We start from the raw sequence: 24,681 nt of genomic DNA on the forward strand, positions 1-24,681 counted from the left end.
TAAGGTTTGGTTATCGACCTGCATAGCGTTCTTCTGCCCATGGCTCTCCCCGTCGATGATAGCCATTTCGTTCCCAAAAACCAGATTCATCGTGGTCTAAAAATTCGATGCCGTTGATCCATTTAGCACTTTTCCAAGCATATAAATGAGGCACAACTAATCTCATCGGACCTCCATGTTCGGCAGGTAGAGGTTCGCCGTCAAGGGTATGAGCAAAAAAGTTTTCGGCGCGGGCAAAGTCATCCAAGGGCAAATTAGTCGTGTAACCACCATAGGAATGTTGCAAAATATGAGTTGCTTTGGGGTCAATCTCAAGTGCCTCAAGAAAATCTGTAACCCTGACTCCTCTCCACTGTACATCTAGCTTTGACCAACGAGTTACGCAGTGAAAATCAGCGGTAATATCCTGCTGGGGCAAACTCATAAAATCTGACCAGTCAAAGGTTTTAGGTGTAACCAAACCCCATACTTTAAACAGCCAATTATCAGTAGAAACTTGAGGCGTTTCTCCATAGGTGAGAACAGGAAACCCCTTAGCTAGATACTGACCAGGAGGAACTCTTTGTTTTTGGTCTGCTTCTGGTTTAGTAAAAAATTTTCTCTCCATAGTTGTCAGTTTAATAAACTTCTCGTTTAAATTAATTCTAGTAAAAAACAAAGGTGCGTAACCTTAAGGCACACACCATTACTTTCCCAATCTATACTTATCGACAAAACCTATTCTTCGTCATCCTCTTCATCATCTTGAGGATAGACAAAGCTATTAGAACGTCCAGACAAGACGGATTTACCCAGAGATAAAGCTTTTTTAGCTTCTACTGCTGCCTTGCGCTTCCAGACTGCTTTGCGACTATCACGTTTCGATTTAGAAGTTTTCTTCTTTGGTACTGCCATAATTATTTAATTTAAGAGGACAACCTTACTATTGTAATGGTTATGTCCCAAAAAGCTAGAGAGTTTGACCAGGAAAAAGGCTAGTCTCACCCATAAATTGTTCGGCATTGCCAGGATCAGAGTCTAAAAACTTGTGATTAACTATGTCTCTAAATTCTGCTAAATCATTTTTCCAGTTATCTAAAAAGCTTTGCACCTGGGCTAATCTCTTCTCTTGGTTTCCTTCTGGACTAACGCTGTAGTTAAAATTGCCAGAAAACAAAATTGCCATTATTGGTGGTTGTTCAAGTTGCTGTAGTCGAGCTTCAGAAACGCTGATGGTCAATTGGCACCTATCCAAAAGATACATTAAATTAATGCTTGCCTGTACAGGAGCTTGACCAATTTTTTTCCAAGAGCCAGCACCAAGTAGGCTACTAGTAATAAATTCGCGCACAGTGGCGGGGTTATCAGGAAAAGGCATCAAAATTTTAGGACTCATTCCCAAGCCCACATAGTCTGCGTGAGGCAGTTTCTCAATGTACTTGGCTGCTACAGTTGCGATCGCTAATTCTTCTACTTTTCTATTTCCCAAAGATTCTCGTATTGTAATGGTATGAGGCTGGGCAATTATGCCGACACCATTGGTAAAGTTTAACTGCGCCAAATTAGGATTTAGTACTGGCTGCTGGGAGAGTTCCCATTCTTTGGGGATGATGCCACTAAATTTGAGAAAATCTTGGCTCATCATGGTAGGTGTTAAGTCTTGTGCTGCAATAATGATGGACAGTTCTTCAATAGAATCAGTAATAGTCGAGGGATTAACGGCAGATGCCACGTTAGTTGTAGTCATAATCTAATCAGCCAAAAAATTGTTTTGTGTAATATGCATATATAAATACTTTGCCCAAAAAAAGTAGTAAACTCCCATGTCGCTCAGAAAATCTTCAAACTGTTCAAAAGTTATTTCTGCTAATTGCTAGATCTTAGTATTCTGAAAACGCCATACTTTCGCCAAAAATGTAAACTAGTAAGACTAAAAATAATTTTGACTCTTAACTCTTGACTTTTGACTTCAATATTTGCGAGTCTGCAATAACATCCCAACTTAAACCACGCTCATGACTTTAAACATATACAATACTCTTACCCGCACCAAATCAACGTTTCAAACCATTGAAGAGAATAAAGTGCGGATGTATTGCTGTGGCATAACTGTCTATGATTATTGCCATCTTGGTCATGCTAGAACTTGTCTAGTATGGGACGTGGTGCGTCGTTACCTACAGTGGAGTGGTTATCAAGTAAATTACATTCAAAATTTTACTGACATTGACGATAAAATCCTCAACCGCGCCAGACAAGAGGGAACTTCAATGGAGGCAGTTTCTGAAAAGTATATTGAGGCATACTTTGAAGACATGGAACAGCTAGGAATTGGTAAAGCCGATGCTTATCCTCGCGCCACCCATACCCTAGATGGCATCAAGCGTTTGGTTTATGAATTAGAACAAAAGGGTTTTGCCTATCCTGCCGAGGGAGATGTCTATTATTCTGTGCAGAAGTTTCCTGAATACGGCAAGCTATCAGGTAGAAAATTAGCAGATATGCAGGCTGGTGCTAGTGGCAGAGTTGGAGTCGAAGATCGCGAAGTAAAGAAACAGTATCCCTTCGATTTTGCTCTCTGGAAAGCTGCTAAAGAAGGTGAACCAGCTTGGGAATCTCCTTGGGGAAATGGTCGTCCTGGCTGGCATATAGAGTGTTCGGCAATGGTCAGAGAAAGACTAGGAGAAACCATCGATCTTCACGTCGGCGGTGGAGATTTGACTTTCCCCCATCATGAAAACGAAATTGCTCAATCTGAAGCAGTAACGGGTAAACCCCTGGCTAACTATTGGCTGCACAACGGCATGATCATTGTGGAAGGGAAAAAGATGTCTAAGTCTTTAGGTAACTTTATTACTATCCGCGAGTTGTTAGATAAATATGAGCCAATGGCAGTACGTTTGTTTATTTTGCAGACTCAATATCGTAAGCCTGTAGACTTTACTGAAGAAGCTTTGGCTACAGCTACCAATAGCTGGGAGACTTTAAAAGAAGGATTGCTATTTGGTTATCAATATGGCGAAAAGTTAGCTTTTTCAGCCTCTAGCGATCGCGCCAATCAAAACAAAGAATTAGTTAACCGATTTAAAGAAGCGGTAGACGATGATTTTAACTTTGCGGGTGGTTTAGCGATTTTATTTGAAATTGCCAAGAATCTAAGTAAGGAAGGCAATATTTTAATCCATCAAGGAACAACCAAAACGGCAACAGAAGAGTTGGCAACACAATGGCATACTTTAATTGAGCTTGCGGGAATTTTGGGTTTTGCAGTGCAGATTGAAGATGTTGGTGAGAATATTAACGAAGGCTTGAGTGATGGGGAAATAGATGCTTTGGTGCAGCAGCGCAATGATGCTAGAGCCAATAAAAACTATGGCGAAAGCGATCGCCTTAGAGACGAACTACAGGCTCAAGGTATTACTCTAATCGATCAACCAGGAGGCATTACCATTTGGAATCGAGGTTAAATATAGAAGAAAACTTTTGGTCAAGAATTAAATACGAATCTAAACGCAAAATGTTTTTTGTGGTTTATTTTGCTGTTAATTACGGTTTTGAAAGTGATATTCCCGATATTCTGCAATATATTAAAAAGCTATTTTAACTATGAAGCAAGCAAAAATAATTGTCTCAGGAAAAGTGCAGGGTGTAGGATTTAGGTACTATACTCGCAAAAAAGCAGAACAATTAGGCGTTCGGGGATATGTGCAAAATTTAAAAAATGGCAATGTAGAAATTGTTACCGTAGGAGAAACCAAACTTGTTGATGCACTAATTGAATGGGCTAGATCTGGTTCACCTTCGGCTGTAGTAAATGATCTAAATTTTGAAGTTATTCAAGATACTGGTGAACAATATCAAGGTTTTGAAATTCGTAGGTAAGCAGTGTACTATTATCTCCTAACCTTGCTCAAATCATAAAGATGAGCCCATGCGCCAGGTTGCTTAAATACATCGATCTGCTGACCAATTTGATTGAGGTATTCTAGTATTGCTGTTTCTTCATCCTCTTCGGCGCGGAGTACAAACCAAACCCTAGATTTACCCCTTAAAGGTTCTATATCTGTCCGTAATTCTTGCCAGTTTTGAGTTGCTTCTTTGTCTTTGTATGATAAATTACCCAAACCCAAAATATAGTCTTGTTCTGAATAACCGAGTCTGGCTGCATAATAAGTAAATGCCTGTGCGCCTAAAGAATAGACATAAATTGTGTCTCCCGGCTGCTTGTGAGATAAAACATATTCGGCTACTGGTCTAATTTCATGTTTTAATTCAGGATGAATTATAAAGTTGCTGGCTCTTGTAATAGGAGGAATAGTTAAAGCCACAAGGCAGAAAGCACCTAACAACCCTGCCAGAAGTGAAGTTTTAAAGCGATTGTTTTTGATAACTTTAGCAGTCTGAAATTTATTTAATAACCAAGCAATTCCCTCGGCGATTATGATGATTCCTAAAGGCACGAGAAACACAACTAACCTCTCGCGGAAAGGATATTGATGAAGATAGGCAGCAATTAAAGTAGCAACAAAGGGAGCAATTAAAGCACCAAGAAAAGCTCTATTTTTGCTATACCAAGCTACACAACCAAAGATAAAGGCAAATATGCCAATTCCGTCAGTTATGCCTGTAAATCCCATCGGGTTATAAAAAAATCTACCCAACGCATCAAATAACCACTCAATATCCCAAAAAGTAGCTGGATATCTAGAACTCCAGGATGAAGCTAAATCTTCGTTATTCATCGTGTTAGCAATGGTGAGAAAATAAAATAAACCAAAGCTAATTAGCCAAGCTAGGTAAACAAGCAAACGGTTATTTAAAATCTTGAAACGAAGTTTATTGGCAGCAGTTAAAAGATAATAGCCTTCGATTCCGCCGAGCATAAATATAGAAGGATGAGAAAACCAGATAACTAAGCTGCCTAATAGTGCATAGCCAATAATTTCTTGAGTATTGAGAATTTTATGACCGATTTTAGTCAAAAACCAAAATAATATTAGCGCGATCGCAATATCACTAGAATATTGTTTAAGTTCAGTGGCAAAGTATAAAGTATGACGACCAAAAGCAAATAAAGCGATCGCAATAGGTGCAGCCAGAGGAGAAGCATAGCGATAAACTAATTGATAGAAAACCCCAAAAGCTACAAGATTAGACACCAAAGGAAACAACCGCAGCGCATATTCATTATTGCCAAAAATCTGCGTCGCCAATTTCTCAACCCAGAGAAACCCTAAAGGTGCTGCTTGGTTATGATCTAGAGTTTGAGTCAATTCTCCATAAGAGCGATTAACTATATTTAAAGCCAGATTAACCTCATCAAACCAAAGCGATCGATTATTGAAGTATTGAATCAAACGTATCGCGATTCCAGATATAATCAAGAACAGAGATAGATATCTTGAAAACTTTAATAGCTTTGCCTGACTGAGAGAAGTGGAATTAATGCTGTCAAACATCTGCTGTTTATTCAAATAAGAGTTCTACTTAATTTAAAATTTGGTAGTCTGCTTATTACTGCCTTTACCATCGCTCATTCTAAACCCATGACAACGGCAGAAGTAATTCGACGGAGCAGCGCGATCGCCTTAATCTTTCTCCTACTAAAACTATGCGTCTTTCGCAGACACTATATGAGGGTTCGGATAGTAGGATATCGAACTCGAACCAGTTAAATGCCCGACGACAACATAATTATAATTCGATTGATAGAATTTTGGTAGTCCTAAAGATGTAAGGATATAAGAAGAAATAATTTTGTAGAGCAAGATGTTAATATCCTGTCCTTCTTGTAAGTCCAAGCAAATTGTAAAAAATGGAAAAATTCACAATGGAAAACAAAATTATCGTTGTCGTGACTGCGGTAGACAGTTCGTCGAAAATCGACAGCAAAAAATTATTAGTCAACCGACCAAAAATTTAATTGACAAGCTATTGTTAGAAAAGATTCCATTGGCGGGGGAACCCCGCTTAAAGGAACTGTCGAGGTTGGGTCAGAGTATTCTGTCCCAACAGGCGAGTGGAACAAGCCCCCTAAACGGGGGCGTTTCCTCGCCTCAAAAACTGCCGTCCGCAACGCAAGTGTCTCACCACCGCAACTGCTTCACCGCGTCTTTTTAAGACGAATCGCGAAGGCGCACCAAGACAGGAAAACTGACCATTCAGTGTGATGAGATGTGGTCATTTGTTGGCAATAAAAGCAATAAACAGTGGATTTGGCTAGCTTTAGATGTTCAGACTAAAGAAGTGATTGGAGTTCATGTCGGCGACCGCAGCAGAAAAGGAGCTAGAAAACTTGGGTCTTCTTTACCTCCAGTCTATCGACAGTGCGCCGTTTGTTATAGTGATTTCTGGGAAGCCTATGAACAAGTAATCCCTTCCCAACGCCATCAAGCCGTAGGAAAGGAGACAGGACAAACTAATTATATCGAGAGATTTAACTGTACATTGCGTCAAAGAGTTTCTCGTTTAGTCAGAAAAACACTCTTCTTCTCGAAGAAGATTGAAAATCAGGTTGGAGCAATTTGGGGCGAGTGGAATATGGCTCTGTTTAAGAGCCATATTCCACTCGCCCGTTGGTATTTTGTCCATCACTACAACGCATCCTTACATCTTTAGGACTACCAAATATCCCTTGTATATTGGCTTTCTACCCTTGTATCTTTAATTCTTACCTTTGTATAATCTTACCCTTTTATCTTGACTTTTTTTTGTAACTTGACTTTCTACAATTTCTTTTTAGGAAAATTACTTTTACAATCAAAGTAAGAATATATAAAGAAATTTTAAGAATAAGAGTGTATGAAACGTATTGTCTTGATTGCGGGATTTGAATCTTTTAACGCTAACCTGTATCGCCAGGCTGGGTCGATGGCTACTGCACGTTGTGAGGCGTTAGAAGTAATTGTCTTTAGCGATCGCGATATCACGACATATCCTGCTAAGGTAGAAACTGCGCTACAGTCTGCCGATGTTTTCTTTGGTAGCTTGCTTTTTGATTACGACCAGGTAATGTGGTTAAGAGAAAGAGTTCAAAATATTCCCATCAGGCTTGTATTTGAGTCGGCTTTGGAGTTGATGAGTCTGACGCAGTTGGGTAAATTTGCCATTGGCGACAAGCCAAAGGGAATGCCCAAGCCAGTTAAATTTATTCTCAGTAAGTTTGGTAATGGCAAGGAAGAAGATAAGCTAGCTGGCTATATTAGCTTTTTAAAAACAGGACCTAAATTACTAAAATACATTCCTGGGAAGAAAGTACAGGATTTGCGTAATTGGTTGATTATTTACGGTTACTGGAATGCAGGAGGCACAGAAAATGTTGCTTCGATGTGTTGGACATTAGCAGAGAAATATCTCGATTTAACCGTCGGTGATATTCCCCAACCAGTTGAAACCCCTAATATGGGTTTATTGCATCCCGAATATCAGGGTTATTTTACGTCGCCACAGGATTATCTGGAATGGTACAACAAACACGTAGGGGCGAAAGACGATGTAAGGGAGATTCCCGATGTAGGGGCGTTTCGCGAAAGCGGTGCGACCCCGCGTCGCCGAAAGGCGCGTCTTGAAAAAGTTGCTCATGGGGGAAACCCCCAAGACCGCACTTTTCCGCAAGGGAAAGCGCACCAAGACACGCCCCTACCAGTCATCGGAATTTTGTTATATCGCAAACACGTGATTACCAAACAGCCTTATATACCCCAGTTAATCAAACATTTTGCATCCCAGGGATTAATCCCTTTACCTATATTCATCAACGGTGTAGAAGGTCATGTGGCGGTTAGAGACTGGATGACAACTACCTACGAACAAGAACAAAGACAGCAAGGTAATAAAGAAATACTTTCGCTAAAGGATGATGCAGTTAAGGTAGATGCAATTGTTTCAACTATTGGCTTTCCCTTGGTCGGCGGTCCCGCAGGATCGATGGAGGCTGGCAGACAGGTAGAAGTAGCTAAAAGAATACTCACTGCTAAGAATGTTCCTTATATAGTTGCTGCACCTTTACTCATTCAAGATATCCATTCCTGGACTCGTCAGGGTATTGGTGGTTTACAGAGTGTAGTGTTGTATTCCCTGCCTGAATTAGATGGTGCGATCGATACTATCCCTTTAGGTGGTTTAGTAGGAGAAGATATCTATCTTGTACCCGAAAGACTTCATCGTTTAACTGGCAGAGTCAAAAACTGGATTGGTTTGCGTCATACTCCTACCCCAGCTAGAAAAATTGCGGTGATCTTATATGGCTTTCCCCCTGGTTATGGCGCGACGGGTACAGCAGCACTATTAAACGTACCTAAGAGTTTATTAAATTTTCTCCAGGCACTTAAAGCTCAAGGTTATGACGTAGGCGAATTACCCGAAGATGGCGAAGAGATTATCAAGCAGGTAAAAGAAGCCGATGAATCAGCCCCTCTTAATAAAGAAGGACAGGGGGGATTTCAAGTAAACGTCCGCACTTTAGAAAAATGGTTGGGCTATCTGCAAACTACCAGAGTTGAAAAGCAGTGGAAATCCTTAACAGGTACAGGACTTAAAACCTATGGCGATGAGTTTCAACTTGGAGGTATCCAGTTAGGTAATGTCTGGATAGGAGTACAGCCACCGTTAGGCATAGCAGGAGATCCTATGCGGTTGATGTTTGAAAAAGATTTAACTCCCCATCCCCAGTACACGGCTTTTTATAAATGGTTGCAAAACGAATATCAGGCTGACGCGGTAGTCCACTTTGGAATGCACGGTACAGTAGAGTGGCTTCCTGGTTCACCTTTGGGCAATACGGGTTATTCGTGGTCAGATATTTTGTTAGGTGATATTCCCAACTTATATATCTATGCAGCCAATAATCCCTCAGAATCAATCTTGGCGAAACGTCGGGGTTATGGCGTTTTGGTTTCTCATAATGTTCCTCCTTACGGACGGGCGGGTTTATACAAAGAATTAATTGCCCTGCGGGAATTGATTGGAGAGTATCGAGAAGACACTAAAAAGAATTATGCCTTGAGAGATATTATCTGTCAGAAGATTGTTGATGCTGGCTTAGAAAAAGACTGTAAGTTTACAGAGGGTTTAAAACAAGGAATTAGTTTTACCGTCGAGAATGGGAAGTTATTTAGTAAAAATGTAATTAATCAATATTTTGTTCAGGTATATGAATACTTGCAGGTATTAGAACAGCGTTTGTTTTCTTCTGGGCTGCACGTTTTGGGAGAAAAGCCTAGCAAAGAAGAGTTGAAGTCGTATTTGGAAGCGTATTTTGATGGAGGGTTGTCGGAAGGTGAGATTGATGGGATAGTTTCGCGCAAAGACGCAAAGACGCAAAGTAATGACGCAAAGTTAACTTCTAAGTTAGAAGAGGGAGAGAAGATTAGGGACTTGTTGGTGCAGAATACTGATGAGATGACTAATTTGCTGCGAGGTTTAAACGGTGAATATATACCCCCCGCGCCTGGAGGGGATTTATTACGCGATGGTAGTGGTGTGTTACCCACTGGTAGAAATATCCATGCTTTAGATCCTTATCGGATGCCTTCTCCTGCTGCTTATGAAAGAGGAAAAGAGATTGCTAAAAAGATTATTCAGCAGAATTTAGAGGAAAAGGACGCTTATCCTGAAACGGTAGCAGTCATGTTATGGGGATTGGATTCAATTAAAACTAAAGGAGAATCTTTAGGTATTTTACTAGAGTTAGTCGGTGCTGAACCTGTCAAGGAAGGTACGGGAAGAATTGTCCGCTATGAATTGATCCCCTTAGAAATATTAGGACATCCTCGCATTGATGTTTTAGCTAACCTGTCGGGGATCTTCCGCGATACTTTTGTCAATATTATTGAATTGCTAGATGATTTATTCCGACGGGCAGCAGAAGCGGAGGAATCGGCAGATAATAACTATATTCGCAAGCATTGTTTGGCATTAAAAGCCCAGGGTGTAGACAATGCCAGTGCCAGAATGTTTTCCAACCCTGCTGGTGATTTTGGTTCTTTAGTTAACGACCAAGTGGTAGATAGTAATTGGGAATCTAGTGATGAACTTGCGGACACCTGGAAAAACCGTAACGTGTTTAGTTATGGACGCAAGGATAAAGGACAGGCTAGACCAGAAGTATTATCGCAGTTATTAGAGACAAGCAGTCAAATTATCCAAGAAATTGACTCTGTTGAATACGGCTTAACCGACATCCAGGAGTACTATGGTAACACTGGCGGTTTAAAATTGGCAGCGGAAAAACAAAGTGGAAAGGAAGTAGAAACCTCGTTTGTCGAAAGCTTTTCTAAAGATACCACTCCCCGCAAGCTAAAAGATTTACTCCGCATGGAATACCGCACCAAATTACTTAATCCTAAATGGGCAGAAGCAATGGCTGATCAAGGTTCTGGTGGTGCTTATGAAATCTCTCAGCGCATGACGGCTTTAATCGGTTGGGGTGGTACAGCCAATTTTAAAGATGACTGGGTATATGATCAAGCAGTTGATACCTATGCTTTAGATGCAGAGATGGCACAAAAGTTACGAGATGCCAATCCTGAAGCCTTTCGTAATATTGTCGCACGAGCGATTGAGGCTCAAGGAAGAGGCTTATGGAATGCCGATGAAGAAAAGTTAGATAAGTTGAGAGAGTTATACGAGTCTACAGAAGATGAATTAGAAGGAGTTACGGTTTAATTAACAATAGACAATGAACAATAACCAATAAACAAATGTCAATTTCATTTATTGGTTATTGTGTTTTTGGAAAGCTTGACGAACTAAAAACATAATATCCTCTATTTCAGATGAAGATGAAAAAGTTACTTCAACATCTCCATTTAATTTATATTTAGAGATATCTTTACATAGTTTGTAAGGATCTTGTATTTCATCAAAACCCATATTTAATGTCAATTTTAAACATTTTTTTTGAGGATATATATCAACAAAGTTCTTAATTGTTTTATAAGCAATATAGTATTTTAGAAATTCTTCTTTTACTGATAAATTTAGATTGAGAATTTCTTGACGAATAATTTTAAACAATTCTAATGTTTTGTCTTGAAGATGTTTATTGTATTTGTTTTGAGTGGAGTTATTTGATATACTACTTTTAGAAAAATCAGGATCAATATAAATAGATGGAAACGACCAAACTTCGGTTGCAATATCTGCTAATACTTTTGCTCGATTATTAATTTCTATTTCATTCCAGATGTCTAATTTAGCCAGTGTTTTGTTTAAATATAAAGGACTATCAGTGAAACCATCTTTCATATTTTGTTTTTCTTTGAAAGAGCGATCGCTTAACTTGGCATTATGACCAGTTAAAGTAAGATTACCAATTGTATGTAAATACTTAGCTTGTACCTCTTGCCAATTTTCTCCCAAATTTTGCTGCCATTCTAAAGATAAATTAGAATTTTGTGGCATAACGTGTTCAATACTATAGTTTTCTATATCTACTAATTCTTTAGTACGAGTATGATTTTCCAACTTAGCTAGCAAGTATTTGCAATTTCTAAAATTATAAATATCTTTAACTATTATCTCTCTGCAAAACTCTGCATTGTCGGGAAATCTCTTGTAAGAAGTCATTACGGCAAATGCTGTTTTAATACTTTCTAAATAATTATTTTTGTCAATATTTCTACTTAAGGAAGCAAAAGTTTTATTCATTGAGTTAGTAGGTATTCCACAAATTGCTCTGCGAAAAACATAGCTTTCTACCAATTTGAAAATTTCAACTAAATCTTCTTGATTAATTAAATTATGAATCCAATCGTTATATATTTCTAGTAAGAAAGGATAAGCTACATCAACTTTTAAATAATTAATATCTTCAATAATTTTTTTGAGTTTCTGATTATTTTCTTTTTCAAAAGCAATACTGACAAAATACTTAGAATAACAATATATATCTTTAATTATTTCTTCAATTGATAGATCTAAATTCTTTTGTACATAACTTTTAAAACCATTATATACGTCTCTAATATTAGGAATAGCACCAGCTTTAGATTTAATAGTCAGATAATAGCGTATGAACTTGTCAAACTGTTCTGCATAACCAATTTGACCAAAGTTTTGCTCCATTGGATACCAATAATTATTGTAAATATAGGCTTGCTCTTTTGATTCTAAATCCATCAAAATATAATTGCGAATTAAATCTGCTTGAGACAGTTCTAATCCAGTGGAGTTTAAACTCTCAAAAATAAGCTGAGGATTATCTCGTTCGCGATCCAAACTGATATCTACAATGAATAATCTGCTAATACCTGAATACAAACTATCAAGATTAATATGATTTTTGTTGATTTGATTAACAAAAAAATCAAAATTATCCTTAATTCGACGGGATACTTGTTCTGGTAATTCTTGATCTTCGATTAATTTAACAAATGTTTCTTTATCACTCTTGGTCAAAAGTAGTTTATATCTATCTTCTTTATCTTCTTCCTGGTTCAGCAAAAAATAATTATTTATTCTTTGACTTTTTACTTTTGCTTTGTCTTCTGAATTTTCAACTACGTGAGCTAATGCTTTCAATAATAACGAGATAGTTGTTAGTCTTTGCTGTCCATCAATAACCAATAGTTTAGGTAGAGATGTTACCTGATACAAGCCATGTTCAATATAGACAACCGATCCCAAAAAATGACCTGAAATTGTTTGCTCTTGCGCCACTTTAATAATGTCATTCCACAATTGCTGGCATTGTTGTAAAGTCCAGCTATAAGTTCTTTGATAAATAGGAATAACAAATTGTTTTGGTTCTCTTAAAAATTCAAGTAAATTAGTTTCGGTTGCTTTCATAATTTAATTCAAAAGAAATATATTACTGCTGTAGCAGCGGCATTTATTCTTATATTTCCCTTAAACAACAATCAAAATACTAAGTAAAATCACTAAAAACTATTTCAAAGCGATCGCCTGAAGGGTAGGCAAAATATACGCACGCGATCGCCATAATATTTACAACAAAGATCTTTGCCCACCAAATCAACAAATCATAACCTCTAAATTATTTCAGCAAAACGTAACGCAGCCAAATCTAATGATAATAGCTGTTCATGGGCGTTATCGATATAACCCATTCCCCGTAAATAACCTGTATTTGCGCCTGGTAAAATATATTTAAGAGTATTTTGATTAAGGCGATCGCGTAATTTAGCGATATTATTTAACTGTCGCCACCAATGAAAAGTTTTAGCAGTGCGAAGAGGAGCAATTTCTGTTGGAGATTTTGGTAGCAAATGTCTGCCAGAAAATAGAACACCCCCGTGTTGAGAATAGTAAAGACAAGATGAGCCAGGAGAATGTCCAGAAGTCCAAATAAGCTCTGAATTTGGGCTTATGGTTAGATTATCAGCAAAAGAGACAACTTTGATTTCTGGTAGCAAATAAGCCTCCTGTTCTTGCACTATTACTTGGCAATCGAACTCTTGCTGTATCTGCATGATGCTCTTGCTAATTCCCCCTCGATGGGTAATGATTAGGTGTTTAATTCCGCCTTGAGACTGTAAAAATTTTTGATTAACTTCATTCCAAGCAGGACAATCGAGGAGAATACTGCCACTTTTATCTACAATTAAATAAGAGGTAGCACCTAAAGTATCTCTATTAGGCGCAAACGCAAATATTCCTGGCAAAATAAGACGAGGAGATTTAGCGTTACCAAGGCTTGCAGTAATTTCTGTAGAGTTTTGGGGCATTCTAGAAAATAAGGTTCTATGAATAATTGCCTAATGGCATCTTCTTTTTATATTTATATACTTAAATCCACAGTCCAAAATAGTTTTTTAAGCAAAGAATTCCCCATATAGATTCGGAACACTTTTTTATGAAATTCTGGTTAATATTAGTTGTCCTCAGTCCAATTACTTATCTGCTCGTCAATCGCAGCCTCAAAAACAAGACTACAGCACCAGTGTGGCTATGTTGGCTGATCATCATGTTGCCATCCTGTATTTGGACGATTTGGACTTATATTTTTGGGGAACAACAGCCTTTACCTTTACCAGTACTTTTATTTCCTCTGATTATATGTCCCTTACTGTACGGATGGCTAGTTCAGAGGGGAAGAATAGATAAACCAAAAGATGCTAAAGATGCTGTTGAAACAAGTAAGAATAAAAATATAGCGATGGCTCAACCTACTGCAAAAACTACCACGCCTCGCCCCATCGATAGCACCGAAGAAACTGCTCTACGCAACTGTTTTCCTTGGAACGTTTATTATTTACAAAATATTGATTATCGCCCTCAAGCAATTTTCTGTCGGGGGAAGCTCAAGACTATTCCTGAAAAAGCTTATCACGAAATAAAAAATAACGTCGAAAAAGCCTTTGGCGATCGCTTTTTTCTAATTTTTCAAGAGAGTTTTAAAGGCAAACCGTTTTTTGCCCTTGTGCCTAATCCCCAGGCAAAGGCAGAAGAAGGAGAGGTAAAAAGCGATCAACGCATGGGACTTGCCTTGGTATTGTTTGTGATTACTCTAGTCACTGCCACTGTCGCTGGAGCTACCATTAATGGTACTTCTTCAGAAAAATTGCTATCCGATCCTAGCTTGGTATTACCAGGGTTAGTTTACAGCTTGCCTTTGCTATCGATTATTGCCGTGCAGAAGTTTAGTAATTATTTTGTAGCTGCTTACTATAAAGTTCGTACCACCCTGCCTTACTTTATTCCTTTTCCTTTTTTGCTAGATAGTTTCTCTTTAGGGACTTTGGGAGCAATTTTACAGAGGAAGTCGCCTATTCCCCATCGCAAAGCCTTATTTGATATCGCCATTGTTGGGTCTTTATTAGGATTATTAGTGGTTATTCCCACTTTAATCTGGGGTTTGTCTCTTTCTAGTGTTGTTCCTTTAGACGAATCATCCATATTTAACATTCAAGCTCAAGATCCGCGCTTATCTTTTCTACTTAGTCTCTTAGCCAAATTAGCTTTAGGCTCTTCTCTAACGGCAAAAATGGCGATTGAACTACATCCTTTAGCAGTAGCAGGTTGTGTTGGCTTGTTTATCACTGCGGTTAATTTGATGCCGATTGGACAGCTAGATGGTGGTCATATTGTTCACGCCGTGTTTGGACAAAAAATGGCGATCGCCATAGGACAAATCACCCGTATTTTAGCTTTATTGTTAGCCCTAATCCATCCTTACTTTTGGATTTGGACAATTGTGATGTGGTTAATTCCTTTAATCGATCAGCCTGCTCTTAATGATGTGACCGAGCTTGACAATAAACGAGATTTCTTGGGCTTATTAGCTATAGCTTTGTTGATCGTGATTGTGTTACCTCTTCCTAATGCGATCGCTAGCTGGTTAAATATTTAATGCCAAATCCGATTGATAAAGTACTCTTTCCTTGAAATAGCTATAATTCCTCTGACCTCTGACCTCTGACCGACGGGCGTGGAACAGCGAGACAGTCTTGCAGGACGGTTTCCCCTGGCTGCCTGACACATTTATTTGAGGACAGTTAAACTCTTAAGCACTTTAATTCCGAAATTCTGATAAACGAAATGGCATCATAGTATTTTCTTCTAGCCTTTGAAGATGCAAAACAGGGCAAAGTATTTTGAGAAAATAAAGGTGTAGGGTCAAACAAACTACGACCTTTATGTAAAACTCCTTTGAGCCATCTGATCCCAATTTTGAGATAACTTAAACCTCTCTCCCAATGCCGATCTACTTGACTTCTAAGTCCCTTCAATTGAACTGTCATGCCATGAGTAGTCGCAAATAAAAGTGCTAAGGCTACCACCAAATATAAACGTTCCAATGCCTTGCGATCGCGACCTCGACAGTCCCTTCAACGCGGGAAACCCGCGCAACGGGCTGTCTGGCAATTTTAGATTCTTCCAATTGAAAAGCTCCAGATTTAGAATCTAAAAATAATTCTTCAATACGAAATCTTAGAGCCTACTGCCATAAAGCTTGTAGAGTCGGGTCTTCATCAGTAATAACAGCCCAAGGTTCTTTTGTCCCCTTGACATTGGCTAAGACAAAGTTGCTTCGGCATTCTCCATCGAGCCATAGTCCAACATTGTGATACAAAATCGCCTCTGACTTTGGCGGATAAAGATATTTCAGTTCAATAGGATGTCTCCTTGCCCCCTGAATAGTTACGTCACAGGGTAAGCGTAGACAATAGTGCCATTGACTAGTGGTGAGCCAATTCATCAACTGATGGTTGGCAAAACCTCGGTCAGCTAGAAGCATCTCATCAGGATACTTGCGGAGTAATCTACGTGAAAATTTCAGCATGGTTTTGTATTCTTTGAATGCTACTGTTGAACTTTTATGTTCCATTACTTTCCATAAGAAAGGAATTGCCCTACCACCACAAATCACAGAAAGATGAATCATGCAGTATCGATTCCATAAAACTGTTGTATCCAGTGCCAGATAGAGGCGTTGTCCACTCCAGTTACTAATTGCCGCCATTACTAGAGGTACATACAGAGATTTGACTTTAATTCGACTGTTATGAACGAATCTTTGCCATCTTCGCTCAATACTCTGTGCTTGGTTCGCCCTACTTATCACGTAAGATTCCCACTCACTAAGGTTAATTTTGCTGCTACATATCAGCGCGTTGATCATCCAAGCTAACGCTTTGATCTGCCTGAAATCTCTGTATGTGGAATCTTGACTCAGTAGACTCAGCAGTTGATGATAAAGAGGGCTAGATCTTGACATGGAATATAAGGCTAAAACTATTCATTTTCAGCTTCCCATAATTGCTCTACCTTTTCTTTTTTCTGACCGCATTTCGACTCTTTTAGCTACTTGTGTCAGGCAGCCAGGGGTTTCCCTCCGCAGAGAACTGTCTGAAGACAGCTTCCTAAACGGGAGCGTTTCCGCCCGCTCTGACCTACTTAACCTTAAAGTGTTCTATCCGAACAGGATTTAGTATAAGGCAGTTAATATTTGCACAAAATTAAACCCAACCAGAAAACTATCTGGCTGGGTCTGAATCTTCAAGATTATTTCAATGCTTAAGCATCAATTACTATTGAACTGACTGGCTTAGAGCAACAGGTTAAAATTTGTCCAGGTTCTAAATCACTTAGAGCATCATAATCCTGTTCATAAGTTACCTCTCCCTTCAAGACTGTTGCGGTGCAGGTGCCACAAGTACCTGCACGACAGCTACTTTCAATTTCGATGCCTGCTTTTTCGGCTGCGTCTAAAATGTATTCGCTATCAGGACAAGCTGCTTCTTTCCAAGAGTTAGCAAAAAATACTTTGGTAGCTTGAGCAGTACTAGTCTTGGCTGATGAATTATTTGTGTCAGACTTTGGTGTTTCTACTGTTTCTACAGTAGGTAAAAGTTCTTGGATAACTACACCATCTTTTAGCTTGGCATCAAACTTTTCAATCAATAAACTTCGTAACGTGGTTTTGAGATCTTCACAGGCAACACCTTTATTAATTTCTGTTCCTAATTCTGCACCCTGACCGACCTTACCTCCCGCAAATATTTTTGCTCCTTCTATAGCTTTGCCGTCTTTACGTACCTTAGTTCCCATTAAGCCAATATCAGCTGCTTGAGGCTGTCCACAGGAGTTGGGGCATCCCGTCCAATGAATACGTACACGGTTGGGAATATCTAATTCTAGGTCTAGTTCTTGAGCTAGTTTTAAGGCTCTTTGTTTAGTCTCAATTAAAGCAAAATTACAGTAACGCGCTCCAGTACAGGAAATAACTGAGCGAGTAAGAGTACTAGGACTAATTGTAAACTTTTCTAATAAAGGTTCACTTAAAAAAGTCTCGACATTTTCGTTAGCAATGTGAGGAATAATGGCGTTTTGTTCTACTGTCAAGCGAATTTCACCATTACCGTATACCTCAGCTAATCTGGCTAATTCAAACATGGGTTCAGCGGTTAATCGCCCCATAGGAACGTGCAAACCAACATAGCTGTAGCCTTCTTGCTTTTGAGGGTGTACTCCTAAATGATCTTTCTTATCTTGAGTAATTTCGTCTTCGGGTGCAGCATCTGCCAAGGTTTTAGCAAATTCTTTGGCTATCTCTGCACGGAACTTTTCCATTCCCCAAGTTTCGATCAGCCACATCATACGGGCTTTAGGGCGACTAGCTCTTAGACCTTCTTTACCGCCGTTTTCGGTGTAGACAGTTAGTACAGCGCGGGAAAATTCCACTACATCATTATCATTTGCAGGTATCCAAACTCCCATAGGAATCGATTCAGCGCAGCGTTGAGCGGAAAGATATCCTCCTACCAAGACATTAAAGCCTAAAACACCATCTTTATAGGCTGGAATAAAGGCTAAATCATTTAATTCTGCATGAATAGAATTATCTCTGCCACCTTCGATCGCAATATTGAATTTACGGGGTAAATTGCTAAAAGAATAGTTACCTTCACCACTGTTGGTAATCATATCCTGAACCTTTTGGTTCATGGCGCGAGTATCTACTAATTCATCGGGATCGATTCCTGCTGTAGGCGAACCTGTAAGATTGCGGACATTATCCATCCCCGACTGAATGCTGGTTAGACCTACTCCTTTAAACTTACTAAAAATATCGGGAATATCTTCTAGTCTTACGCCTCGCAGCTGTATATTTTGACGAGTGGTAATATCTGCCGTACCTTCATCACCATAGCGTTCAATTGCACCAGCCAATACTCGCATTTGCTCACTGGTAACAAAGCCATTAGGAACGCGCATCCGCACCATAAACTGTCCTGGCGTAACAGGACGATAAAAAATTCCTAACCATTTAAGGCGTGTTTCTAAATCTGTTTTATCAACTGCCTCCCAGCCAATTTTAGCAAAATGCTCTAGCTCACCCTTTACATCTAGCCCGTCTTTAGCTGCTTTGACTTTTTCTACTTTGTTGAGTTTGATTGTGGTGTTAGCTTCAGTACTCATAAATCTAGATCTTGGGGGTTTATAAAGGAATGAGGAGTAAGGATGTGTTTGGCATCATTACCTACAAGATTATGTAGATTTTCCAGTACAGTTTGTATCTCTTGTTACGAGATATAATCTACTATGCCTTTATTGCATGGATTAAAAGCATTATGAGCATACTGTCCTTGGGCAAAAACGTCTAAAAATAAGGTATGCAGAGCCAAAGACTAAGCTGCTTGCTCTTTAGTTAAGTTGTTAATTAATTTGCCGTCTTCTAAAATGAATGATGCGATCGGCTACATCTAAAATACGATTATCATGGGTAACTAATAAAATAGAGATTACAGCTTGGTTGGTTTTTTAATTGTTCTGCATTGTTATAATCTGACTAAATTAAATAATTTTATTTAGGTGAGTAAAAGCAAATTGGAAGTTTGAGCAACTTTAAATTTTGATATATAAATGATAATCAAGCGATAGTATCCTAAATATATTTCTCTATCTAAAATAGTTTTCTTTCAAAATTTGATTATGTTTGGTACACAAAATATTTCTGTTTTTTTATTAGCAGCAACTTCCCTCAACTTGTTACCTGGTTCAGATACTTTATATATTATCGCTCGCAGTATAGCCCAAGGACGAAAAGCTGGTATTGTATCAGTTTTGGGTATCAGTACAGGTTCGTTATTACATACAGCTGCTGCTGCATTTGGACTCTCAGCTATTTTAGCCACTAGCGCGATCGCAAATGCGATCGTGAAATGGATTGGTGCTGTGTATTTGGTGTATTTAGGTATCCAAATGTTTATCAACAAAAGTTCCCCAAATGATATTGATATTGCAGCGGAAAATCAAAGCTTATGGAATATTTATTCCCAAGGAATTTTGACCAATATTCTTAATCCGAAAGTTGCGCTATTTTTTCTATCATTATTACCACAATTTGTCGCTCCAGCTAGTACTTATAAAATGTTTTCATTTTTCTTTCTTGGTTGTTTGTTTGTTGCCACTGGAACTTTATGGTGTCTATTTATTGCTTTTTTAGCAGCTAATGCTTCGATTATTGTGCATTCCAAAACTCGCTTGATAAACATTACTAGGCGAATAACAGGAGTAATTTTTATCAGCTTGGGAATCAAACTTGCTACCGAACAAGCCAAATAGATTGCTCAAAGCTGCGGTAATTAGTATAGTTTTATCTAGATTAACTTCTGAGCTAATTATTGAAGAAAACTTGTTTACTAAGCTTTTCTTGGTTAAAAAGTAATTTAAGTTTTTGATTCAAATTAATAGCTAATTTGCTTGTTTTTTGCTCATGATTAATATGTGTAAGTAATTAAAGTTCTTCGATATGAAAGATGAATATTTATACATCGAATTTAAAATTTTTAGTCTGGCTAGATTTGCTTGTTTGCAAAAAATGTTTGAGAAACTGAAGGAAGTTAAAAATGATTTAATGCAGGATTTGTATCTAGAGCAAAAAAATAATTTAGATGGCATCGATCCAGTTGATAATTTTCCTTGGAAAGATTATTTAGATGATGAAGCTGTTAAATGGTTTGCTAATACCTTTGATTTTGACAGTGAGGAGGGGATGATATATTGGCAACTTTTAGAATTAACTGAGCCTGAAATTCGTATACAACATCCATTTTTTAAAACTCCTGGTAACTGGTATTTTGAATCTATGTTAGATGCCATTTTTAATAGTGATTACTCTTTGATAGCTTTGGTCAAAGAGAAAGAAAATCAAGGCTGTTTATATTACAATCCTCGTGCATATCCTTTTGGTGGTTCTGATAGCTTAGTTGAATTAATTCAATCTTTTGGTAACAAGATAACCTATAACTCTTGGCATAAACACATTAATCCAACAATAAAATCAGAATGGAATTTTGAATTAGCCAGAGAACTAGTCAAAAAAGGCATCGGTTTTACTCCTGAATTATTACAAAATTAAAATATTTAACAGTGCAGTTATTAGTGAAAATAATCAAAATATAGGTTGATGAAATGTTGGATCAATACAATTTCTAAAGATTAGGTGATGTTAGGAAAAGAAGGTGATTTTGTACAAGCAGGACATGGTAAAGAAGCTACCGTTAAGAAATTACAGCCAGACGATATCATGATTTTTTATTCTCCCAAAACATCATTACAAAATGGCAAACCAGTTCAAGCATTTACTGCAATAGCAAAAATAAAAGAGCGAGATGTTTATCAGGTTGCAATCGACGACGATTTTCAGCCATACCGCAAAAATGCTAAATATGAAGACTGCAAAGAAATATCAATTAGACCTTTAATCGAAAAATTAGAGTTTATTACTAATAAAAAACATTGGGGATTCAGATTTAGATTGGGCTTGTTGGAAATTAAGCAATATGATTTTGAGTTAATTTATAGATTAATGTGTCCTTTCGGTAAAAACCAAACGATAAAATGAAAATAATCAATAATTTCCAAGATTAACGGAGAATAAGTTCCAATGATAGATTTATACACTTGGACAACACCCAATGGCTACAAAGCATCTTGTACATTAGAAGAATTAAATATTCCCTACACCGTACATCCAATTGACATTACCACTGGTATCCAGAAGGAAGCAGATTTCTTAGCTATCAATCCTAATGGCAGAATCCCTGCGATTGTCGATCGCGACAACGATGATTTTGCAGTGTTTGAATCTGGCGCAATCATGATTTATCTTGCCGAAAAAGCAGGGAAACTATTGCCCACAGACACTAAAGGAAGATCGAAAGTAATCCAGTGGTTAATGTTTCAGATGGGCGGCTTAGGGCCAATGCAGGGACAGGCTAATGTATTCTATCGTTATTTTCCTGAGAAAATTCCTGCTGCTATTGAACGTTATCAAAAAGAAACCAAACGACTATATGGAGTTTTAGATCGACACTTGGCAGATAATGAATATTTAGCTGGTGATTTTTCTATTGCTGACATTGCTAATTGGAGTTGGGCGCGTAGTTATAAGTGGGCTGGAGTTTCTATCGAAGAATTGCACAACCTACAACGATGGTTGAAGCAAATTGAGTCTAGACCAAGCTGTGTCAAGGGTCTTAATGTTCCTTTTGCCACAGATCCTTCAGAGGACGAAGAAGCTGAAGCAAAGGCGATTAATGGCGTTCAAGGTATACTTTAGGTTGCGGTGTGTTTACTGTAACTTTAAACATAGTTGGCAAAAATGATCGCCACGGGCTTCAAAGCTGAGATATCAATCAAAACTAGCACAGACAAGGAAGAGCAAAACTATTCCTGTTTTTCTAGAGCGATCGCTAATCTCAGCTAATTTGCGAATATTTTTATGACTAGCCAACAAAATTCTTTGCTTGTTGAAAACGGTTATTCACCTCGTCCCAATTGACTACATTCCACCACGCATCGAGATAATCTGTTCTCTTATTTTTATATTTAAGATAGTAAGCGTGTTCCCAAACATCGTTGCCCATAATAGGATATTTTCCTTCAGTTAAAGGACTATCTTGATTAGCTGTACTGGCAACTTCTAGCTTGCCATCACCATTCATAAGTAGCCACGCCCAACCACTACCAAAGCGATCTTTGCCCGCAGTATTAAATTCTTCTTGGAAGGTTTCAAAGTCGCCAAAAGTATCATTAATCGCCTCAGAAATAGCACCTGTAGGTTTACCTTGACTATCAGGACTCATAATCGACCAAAACATTGTATGGTTAGCATGACCTCCGCCATTATTGCGTACAGTGGTCTGAATATCTTCGGGAATAGTATCAAAATTGAGCAAAAGCTCTTCTACTGACTTGCCTTTTAATTCAGGATGTTGGGCGATCGCTTCATTTAAATTTTTAACATAAGCCGCATGATGTTTATCGTGATGCAAAGTCATTGTTTCGCTATCGATATAGGGATTAAGAGCATCATAGGCATAAGGTAAAGGAGGTAAAGTAAACTCTTCACTAGTCCCTTGAGCAATAAGGCTAGTCTGGGAAAACAGTGTCTTATTAGTTTGTATTTTGGTGTCATCGATGACATTTGCCATGCTAACGTTTGACTCCAAGCTTCCCAGAATGAGAAATATGCTTAAAGCAATTGAGAAAATAAAGCCGTAAAATTGTTTGCTGCGCATAAATTTGATTTGCCAATATAATAATTTAGCCAATTGTAATCCTATTGTGCCAAACCAGACTATTGATTAAAGTTGTCGTACATATTCTCTGAGAATTTCCTGAGTAACTTCTGGGAAATTGAACAATTAATAGCTTACCGTAATGCCATACACAACTGTCGAAAATGATCGCCTCGCGCTTCAAAGCTGAGATATTGATCGAAACTGGCACAGGCGGGAGAAAGTAAGACAACCTTTGCCTGTTGCTTTTGAGCTAGGGTAATACTTCGATTTACCGCATTTTCCATAGTTTCGACGATTTGATAATTATCATAACCGCGATCGCTCAACCTCTGAGCAAAAGCTGGTGCTGCTTCGCCAATAAGCAGTACTGTAGCAGCCTTAGCTTTAATGGTATCAATCCAAGCAAGATCATCTCCTGTTTTGGCTTGTCCGCCTGCAATCAAGATGACAGGAGCATTAAGGGAGTTTAAGCCTACTTCTGCTGCATCGTAGTTGGTGGCTTTACTGTCGTTGATAAATCTAATTCCTTGATGGGTGCAAATATATTCGAGGCGATGTTCCACTCCAGGAAAAGAAGCTATAGCTTGAGCGATCGCCTTTTTCTCAATTCCCGCTAACTTTGCTGCTGCAACTGCCACCAAGAGATTTTGTAGATTATGTTTACCTGGCATTTTAAAGAGGGATACAGGGGCAATAAGTTCGCCAAAGGCTACAATCCAACCATCTTCAAGATAAACTTCTAAACGGCGGTGATCTCGGAAAGTATCTTTGCCTCTAGCACTTGTCCAGATAACATCCTTGCCCAATTCTAATCCTGCCTGTTCTAAAAAGCGATCGTCTCCATTGATAATTTTTTGCTTACAGCGACGAAGTAAAGAAGCTTTGATTTGATAATAATTCTCTAAAGTTTTATGGCGATCAAGATGATCCGGGGTGAAAGTAGTAAAAATAGCGATTTGCGGTGCTAATTCCACAGTGGATTCAATTTGATAACTGCTTAATTCAGCAATAATCCAATCAAAAGCTTTGGGGTTAGCAGCATCAAAGTTTTGAATTGCTAATTCACAAGCAGCATTGCCAATATTGCCACAGGCAGGAGCATTTAAACCCGCAGCCTTAAATATTGCTGCAATCAAAGCTGTAGTAGTAGTTTTGCCGTTAGTTCCCGTAATACCAACCCAGGGAATCTTATTTAAATAACGCCAAGCCAATTCGATCTCGCCGATAGTCTCAATACCCTGTTTTCTAGCTTTCTCTAAGCTGGCAGTATCCCAAGGTACACCAGGACTGACGACGATTAGATCTGCTGCATTTGAAGATTTTAGAGTCAGACTGCTATTTAGCTGAACTCTAACTCCTTGGGCGATCAACTTTTGTCGTGCTGCTTGTAGTTGAAGCGCGTTAGATTTAGAAGCGATTTGTTCTTCTGTTGCCGAATCTACTAAGGTGACTTGCCAACCGTCTTTGTTGAGTAATCTCGCAGCAGCAATTCCCGATCTTCCTAATCCAATAATTTCGCCTTTGGGCATAAACTCTGTAAGGTAACAATTGCCATAAAATGTTAGCTTATTTTGCAGACAAGAAGCCAAATCTAATTCTGGTTATGCGATCGCCGATTACTATTTACTAATTTGCCCCACATCGTCGTAAATGACCTTATAAAAATCAAGAATCAATTTATAGTGAAAGAGTAATTCTTTAAAGAGTA

The 24,681-nt window shown here is 38.4% G+C and carries 20 protein-coding genes and 2 pseudogenes; 10 read left to right on the forward strand and 12 right to left on the reverse strand.

What is annotated here, in order from left to right; all coding sequences use genetic code 11:
- Positions 1-10: 10 nt before the first annotated feature.
- From SLP02_RS18940 to SLP02_RS18950, 3 genes are all read right to left on the reverse strand, one after another.
- Positions 11-607 carry a sulfite oxidase-like oxidoreductase gene (locus tag SLP02_RS18940; RefSeq protein ID WP_319422281.1) on the reverse strand — a complete coding sequence of 199 codons (597 nt, stop codon included), beginning with the start codon at positions 605-607 and terminating at the stop codon, positions 11-13.
- Between the two features lie 110 nt (positions 608-717).
- Complete coding sequence (gene rpmF / locus SLP02_RS18945) at positions 718-894, reverse strand: 50S ribosomal protein L32 (protein ID WP_319422282.1); 177 nt, start codon at positions 892-894, stop codon at positions 718-720.
- 55 nt (positions 895-949) lie between these two features.
- Positions 950-1,726: a hypothetical protein gene (locus SLP02_RS18950; RefSeq protein ID WP_319422283.1), complete on the reverse strand. Its 777-nt coding sequence runs from the start codon at positions 1,724-1,726 to the stop codon at positions 950-952.
- 268 nt (positions 1,727-1,994) lie between these two features.
- Between SLP02_RS18950 and cysS the strand changes: the two genes are divergently transcribed.
- The 3 genes from cysS to SLP02_RS18965 are packed head-to-tail and all read left to right on the forward strand — an operon-like array spanning position 1,995 to position 3,861.
- Entirely contained in the window at positions 1,995-3,446 is a 1,452-nt protein-coding gene (gene cysS, locus SLP02_RS18955; protein ID WP_319422284.1) for a cysteine--tRNA ligase, read from the forward strand.
- Positions 3,431-3,583, forward strand: a complete 153-nt coding sequence (locus SLP02_RS18960; RefSeq protein ID WP_319422285.1) for a hypothetical protein — start codon at positions 3,431-3,433, stop codon at positions 3,581-3,583. Before cysS ends, SLP02_RS18960 begins: the two co-directional genes overlap by 16 nt.
- A 2-nt stretch (positions 3,584-3,585) precedes the next feature.
- A complete protein-coding gene (locus SLP02_RS18965) occupies positions 3,586-3,861 on the forward strand; it encodes an acylphosphatase (RefSeq protein WP_319422286.1) in 276 nt (91 codons plus the stop codon).
- 11 nt (positions 3,862-3,872) lie between these two features.
- Here the strand turns inward: SLP02_RS18965 and SLP02_RS18970 are convergent, their stop codons facing one another.
- Positions 3,873-5,453 carry a hypothetical protein gene (locus SLP02_RS18970; RefSeq protein ID WP_319422287.1) on the reverse strand — a complete coding sequence of 527 codons (1,581 nt, stop codon included), beginning with the start codon at positions 5,451-5,453 and terminating at the stop codon, positions 3,873-3,875.
- A gap of 301 nt (positions 5,454-5,754) precedes the next feature.
- Here SLP02_RS18970 and SLP02_RS18975 point away from each other — a divergent pair.
- Both SLP02_RS18975 and bchH read left to right on the forward strand, forming a co-directional pair.
- Positions 5,755-6,597: pseudogene (locus tag SLP02_RS18975) on the forward strand (IS1 family transposase).
- 183 nt (positions 6,598-6,780) lie between these two features.
- A complete protein-coding gene (gene bchH / locus SLP02_RS18980; RefSeq protein ID WP_319422288.1) occupies positions 6,781-10,644 on the forward strand; it encodes a magnesium chelatase subunit H in 3,864 nt (1,287 codons plus the stop codon).
- Positions 10,645-10,692: 48 nt separating this feature from the next.
- Here bchH and SLP02_RS18985 read toward each other — a convergent pair whose 3' ends face one another.
- Positions 10,693-12,768 (reverse strand): DUF262 and DUF1524 domain-containing protein, encoded by a 2,076-nt coding sequence (locus SLP02_RS18985; RefSeq protein WP_319422289.1) that lies wholly within the window; start codon positions 12,766-12,768, stop codon positions 10,693-10,695.
- Between the two features lie 203 nt (positions 12,769-12,971).
- On the reverse strand, positions 12,972-13,667 hold the full coding sequence (locus SLP02_RS18990) for an MBL fold metallo-hydrolase (protein ID WP_319422290.1): 696 nt from the start codon (positions 13,665-13,667) through the stop codon (positions 12,972-12,974).
- A gap of 128 nt (positions 13,668-13,795) precedes the next feature.
- Between SLP02_RS18990 and SLP02_RS18995 the strand changes: the two genes are divergently transcribed.
- On the forward strand, positions 13,796-15,292 hold the full coding sequence (locus SLP02_RS18995) for a site-2 protease family protein (RefSeq protein ID WP_319422291.1): 1,497 nt from the start codon (positions 13,796-13,798) through the stop codon (positions 15,290-15,292).
- 145 nt (positions 15,293-15,437) lie between these two features.
- On the opposite strand, the gene SLP02_RS19000 is transcribed toward SLP02_RS18995, so the two are convergent.
- The 4 genes and pseudogenes from SLP02_RS19000 to SLP02_RS26790 all read right to left on the reverse strand — a co-directional run.
- On the reverse strand, positions 15,438-15,722 hold the full coding sequence (locus tag SLP02_RS19000) for a hypothetical protein (RefSeq protein WP_319418699.1): 285 nt from the start codon (positions 15,720-15,722) through the stop codon (positions 15,438-15,440).
- Between the two features lie 158 nt (positions 15,723-15,880).
- Positions 15,881-16,660: a hypothetical protein gene (locus SLP02_RS19005; RefSeq protein WP_319422292.1), complete on the reverse strand. Its 780-nt coding sequence runs from the start codon at positions 16,658-16,660 to the stop codon at positions 15,881-15,883.
- A gap of 299 nt (positions 16,661-16,959) precedes the next feature.
- The gene (locus SLP02_RS19010) at positions 16,960-18,864 is read right to left on the reverse strand and encodes a ferredoxin--nitrite reductase (RefSeq protein ID WP_319422293.1); all 1,905 of its coding nucleotides are present in this window, start codon (positions 18,862-18,864) and stop codon (positions 16,960-16,962) included.
- Positions 18,865-19,073: 209 nt separating this feature from the next.
- A pseudogene (locus SLP02_RS26790) lies at positions 19,074-19,185 on the reverse strand (ABC transporter ATP-binding protein); the annotation flags it as partial.
- Between the two features lie 192 nt (positions 19,186-19,377).
- Here SLP02_RS26790 and SLP02_RS19015 point away from each other — a divergent pair.
- From SLP02_RS19015 to SLP02_RS19030, 4 genes are all read left to right on the forward strand, one after another.
- Positions 19,378-20,010: a LysE family translocator gene (locus tag SLP02_RS19015; RefSeq protein WP_319422294.1), complete on the forward strand. Its 633-nt coding sequence runs from the start codon at positions 19,378-19,380 to the stop codon at positions 20,008-20,010.
- Positions 20,011-20,266: 256 nt separating this feature from the next.
- Positions 20,267-20,806, forward strand: a complete 540-nt coding sequence (locus SLP02_RS19020) for a hypothetical protein (protein ID WP_319422295.1) — start codon at positions 20,267-20,269, stop codon at positions 20,804-20,806.
- Positions 20,807-20,893: 87 nt separating this feature from the next.
- On the forward strand, positions 20,894-21,292 hold the full coding sequence (locus SLP02_RS19025) for an EVE domain-containing protein (RefSeq protein ID WP_319422296.1): 399 nt from the start codon (positions 20,894-20,896) through the stop codon (positions 21,290-21,292).
- A gap of 42 nt (positions 21,293-21,334) precedes the next feature.
- On the forward strand, positions 21,335-22,009 hold the full coding sequence (locus tag SLP02_RS19030; RefSeq protein ID WP_319422297.1) for a glutathione S-transferase family protein: 675 nt from the start codon (positions 21,335-21,337) through the stop codon (positions 22,007-22,009).
- 166 nt (positions 22,010-22,175) lie between these two features.
- On the opposite strand, the gene SLP02_RS19035 is transcribed toward SLP02_RS19030, so the two are convergent.
- Both SLP02_RS19035 and murD read right to left on the reverse strand, forming a co-directional pair.
- Positions 22,176-22,970, reverse strand: coding sequence for a superoxide dismutase (locus SLP02_RS19035; protein ID WP_413467247.1), 795 nt, complete (start codon positions 22,968-22,970; stop codon positions 22,176-22,178).
- Between the two features lie 134 nt (positions 22,971-23,104).
- Positions 23,105-24,502 (reverse strand): UDP-N-acetylmuramoyl-L-alanine--D-glutamate ligase, encoded by a 1,398-nt coding sequence (gene murD, locus SLP02_RS19040; protein ID WP_319422298.1) that lies wholly within the window; start codon positions 24,500-24,502, stop codon positions 23,105-23,107.
- Positions 24,503-24,681: the final 179 nt, after the last annotated feature.

The organism is Pleurocapsa sp. FMAR1 (assembly GCF_963665995.1).
Classification (GTDB): Bacteria; Cyanobacteriota; Cyanobacteriia; order Cyanobacteriales; family Xenococcaceae; genus Waterburya.